The sequence below is a fragment of the Erythrobacter donghaensis genome, assembly GCF_001557325.1.
In the GTDB taxonomy this organism is placed as follows: Bacteria; Pseudomonadota; Alphaproteobacteria; order Sphingomonadales; family Sphingomonadaceae; genus Erythrobacter; species Erythrobacter donghaensis_B.
The window spans coordinates 1-2,739 of the sequence record NZ_LSJS01000205.1 but is presented as its reverse complement, the minus strand read 5'-3'; the positions used below and the strand labels follow the sequence as shown (position 1 = coordinate 2,739).

5 protein-coding genes and 1 pseudogene are annotated in these 2,739 nt (G+C 67.6%); all 6 read left to right on the top strand.

From position 1 onward, the window contains the following. Positions 1-154: 154 nt before the first annotated feature. Positions 155-472: a phosphoribosyl-ATP diphosphatase gene (locus tag AX692_RS12225; RefSeq protein WP_073974681.1), complete on the top strand. Its 318-nt coding sequence runs from the start codon at positions 155-157 to the stop codon at positions 470-472. Further along, positions 472-852 (top strand): histidine triad nucleotide-binding protein, encoded by a 381-nt coding sequence (locus AX692_RS12220; RefSeq protein ID WP_073974682.1) that lies wholly within the window; start codon positions 472-474, stop codon positions 850-852. The genes AX692_RS12225 and AX692_RS12220 overlap by 1 nt, the downstream gene beginning before the upstream one ends. A gap of 43 nt (positions 853-895) precedes the next feature. Continuing rightward, positions 896-1,345 carry a YbgC/FadM family acyl-CoA thioesterase gene (locus tag AX692_RS12215; RefSeq protein ID WP_073974683.1) on the top strand — a complete coding sequence of 150 codons (450 nt, stop codon included), beginning with the start codon at positions 896-898 and terminating at the stop codon, positions 1,343-1,345. 5 nt (positions 1,346-1,350) lie between these two features. Next, positions 1,351-2,052, top strand: a complete 702-nt coding sequence (gene tolQ / locus AX692_RS12210) for a protein TolQ (protein ID WP_073977413.1) — start codon at positions 1,351-1,353, stop codon at positions 2,050-2,052. After that, positions 2,052-2,492 (top strand): ExbD/TolR family protein, encoded by a 441-nt coding sequence (locus AX692_RS12205; protein ID WP_073974893.1) that lies wholly within the window; start codon positions 2,052-2,054, stop codon positions 2,490-2,492. Before tolQ ends, AX692_RS12205 begins: the two co-directional genes overlap by 1 nt. Before the next feature lie 11 nt (positions 2,493-2,503). Further along, positions 2,504-2,739 (top strand): annotated as a pseudogene (locus AX692_RS12200) (energy transducer TonB); the annotation flags it as partial.

Below are 2,739 nucleotides of genomic sequence, written 5' to 3'. Positions count from 1 at the left end.
GGGCTAATTCTCCCCCTCCCCTTGCGGGAGGGGGCCGGGGGGAGGGGCCACCGCCAGCGGCCACGCGCGAGGCCTTCGGCCTCGTCCCCTCCCCAACCCCTCCCGCAAGGGGAGGGGCTTTAAGTGTCGGCTCGGCTTATCTATGGGAGTGCCCATGGACACCCTCGCCCGCCTCGAAGCCACGATCGCCCAGCGCCTCAGCGCCTCGCCCGAGGAGAGCTATGTCGCGAAGCTCCACGCCAAGGGCCTCGCCAAGATCGCGCAGAAGCTCGGCGAGGAGGCGACCGAGACCGTGATCGCCGCGCTCGCCGGGGACGAGGCCGAACTGGTGGGAGAGGCCGCCGACCTCATGTTCCACCTCATGGTGCTGCTCGCCGAGAAGGGCGTGCCGCTGGCGGCCGTCCTCGCCGAGCTCGACCGCCGCGAGGGCACCTCGGGCATCGCCGAGAAAGCCGCCAGGAGCCAAGACTGATGCCGATCGACCCGACCCTGCCCTATGATGACAACAACATCTTCGCGAAGATCCTACGCGGGGAAGTCCCCTCGAAAAAGGTCTACGAGGACGACTGGGCCTTTGCCTTCGAAGACATCAATCCCCAAGCAGAGGTTCACACGCTGGTGATCCCCAAGGGGCGCTATGTCAGCTGGGACGATTTCAGCGCGAAGGCCTCGGACGCCGAGATCGCCGGCTTCGTGCGCGCGGTGGGCGAGGTTGCGCGGATGAAGGGGCTGGTCGAGCCCGGCTACCGCCTGCTCGCCAATATCGGCGCGCATGGCGGGCAGGAGGTGCCGCACCTGCACGTCCACATCTTCGGCGGGCAGCCTCTCGGCCCGATGATCGCGCGGCGGTGAACGTTCATCGCGGCTTCACACGGAAACGGCATGTGAGGGCCCGATGACCTCTCCCATTCCCCCCGGCGGCGTCCTCGATGGCGCGCGGCATCTTTATGCGGTGCGCGTCTATTACGAGGACACCGATCTTTCGGGGATCACCTATCACGCCAACTACCTGCGCTGGTTCGAGCGCGCGCGCTCCGACCTGCTGCGGCTGCTCGGCATCGACCAGCGCGCCGCGATCGAGAGCGGGGAGGGGGCCTATGCGCTCAGCGAGGTCAATCTGAAATACCTCGCCCCTGCGCGGCTCGATGATGATGTGGTGATCGAAACCCGCTGCACCGAGCTCGGCGCGGCCTCGTGCCGGATGCACCAGATTTCGCGGCGTGGGGAGCAAATCCTGTGCGAGGCTAGTTTGCGTGTCGGCTTCATCTCGCTAGATGGCCGCCCGCGCCGCCAACCCGCCGAATGGCGCGCCGCCTTTGCCGCCTTCATGAACGAGGACCAGTAACCGCCGTGACGTTCGACCTGCTTGCCGCCGCCGTGCCCGCTCCGACCCGCCTCGATCCGGTCGAGCTGTTCGTCCAGGCCGACATCATCGTGCAAGCCGTGATGGTCGGCCTCATCCTGGCGAGCGTGTGGGTGTGGATGATCATCGTCTCCTTCAGCTTGCGGATCGGCGGCCTTTCCAAGAAATCGCGCGAATACGAGGGCGAGTTCTGGGAACAGCGCGACCGCGAGGGGCTGCTGACCAAGCAGATGCGCAAGGAAGTCCCCGCCGCGCGCGTCGCCGCCGCCGGGCTCGACGAGTGGCGCAAGTCCACCGCCAAGCAGCCGGTCGACCGCGACGCCGCCCGCCAGCGCATCGCCGCGGTGATGGACAGCCAGATTGCGGAAGAAGCCGATGAGCTTTCCGGGCGATTGAACTTCCTTGCGACCGTCGGTTCGGTCGCGCCCTTTGTCGGGCTGTTCGGGACGGTGTGGGGGATCATGAACTCCTTCTTCCAGATCGGCGCGCAGCAGAGTGCGTCGCTGGCGGTGGTGGCCCCCGGCATCGCAGAGGCGCTGTTCGCCACCGCCATCGGGCTGTTCGCGGCGATCCCTGCGGTGATCGCCTACAACCGCTTCGGCGGGGCGGTGGACCGCTATGAGGCGGCGTTGCAGAGGTTCGCCGACAAGCTTCACACCGGGCTCAGCCGGGAATTGGACAAGGCGTAATGGGGGCCAAGCTCGCCTCGTCCCGCAAGGGCTCCCGCCGCTCGCGCCGCGCCGCCATGTCGGAGATCAACGTCACGCCGCTGGTCGACGTGATGCTGGTGCTCCTCATTATCTTCATGGTGACGGTCACGCTCCCCGCCGTGGGCGTCCCCGTCGAACTCCCCGAAAGCCGCGCCGCGCCGGTGGAGGAAAAGCCCGACCAGATCACCGTCTCGATCGACGCGGGCGGCACGATCTATATCGAGGACGCGCCCGTCCCCGCCGGAGGGCTCCCCTCCGCTCTCGAGGCCCTGCAACGCGGGGGCGAGCCGCCGCTGGTGGTGCTGCGCGGCGACCGCAGCCTCGATTACGGCAGAGTGATGCAGGTTATGGGCGAGTTGGGCCGCGCGGGCTTTACCTCGATCTCGCTGGTCACCGACGGTTCAGTTAGCGCCCCATAACCGAGGTCAGAATGGGAGAGATCGCGCTCAGGAACGAAGAGAAGATCGGCCTCGGCGCCGCCGTGCTGCTGCATGGCGCGCTGGTGGGCGTGCTCGCGCTGCAGACGATGCGTAGCGAGGTCTCGGTCTTCCCCGAGCGGATCAATGTGAGCCTTGCGACCGAGGTGGGCTTGGATGCCGCTGCGCCCGATCCGGTGAGCGAGAGCCGCGCCGCGATCGCGCCGACGCTGGCGGACAATCCCGAGCC

What these genes read in the sequence shown, in the direction of transcription:
- AX692_RS12225 (WP_073974681.1), top strand. Translation starts at nt 155, where the DNA reads ATGGACACCCTCGCCCGCCTCGAAGCCACGATCGCCCAGCGCCTCAGC.
- AX692_RS12220 (WP_073974682.1), top strand. Translation starts at nt 472, where the DNA reads ATGCCGATCGACCCGACCCTGCCCTATGATGACAACAACATCTTCGCG.
- AX692_RS12215 (WP_073974683.1), top strand. Translation starts at nt 896, where the DNA reads ATGACCTCTCCCATTCCCCCCGGCGGCGTCCTCGATGGCGCGCGGCAT.
- AX692_RS12205 (WP_073974893.1), top strand. Translation starts at nt 2,052, where the DNA reads ATGGGGGCCAAGCTCGCCTCGTCCCGCAAGGGCTCCCGCCGCTCGCGC.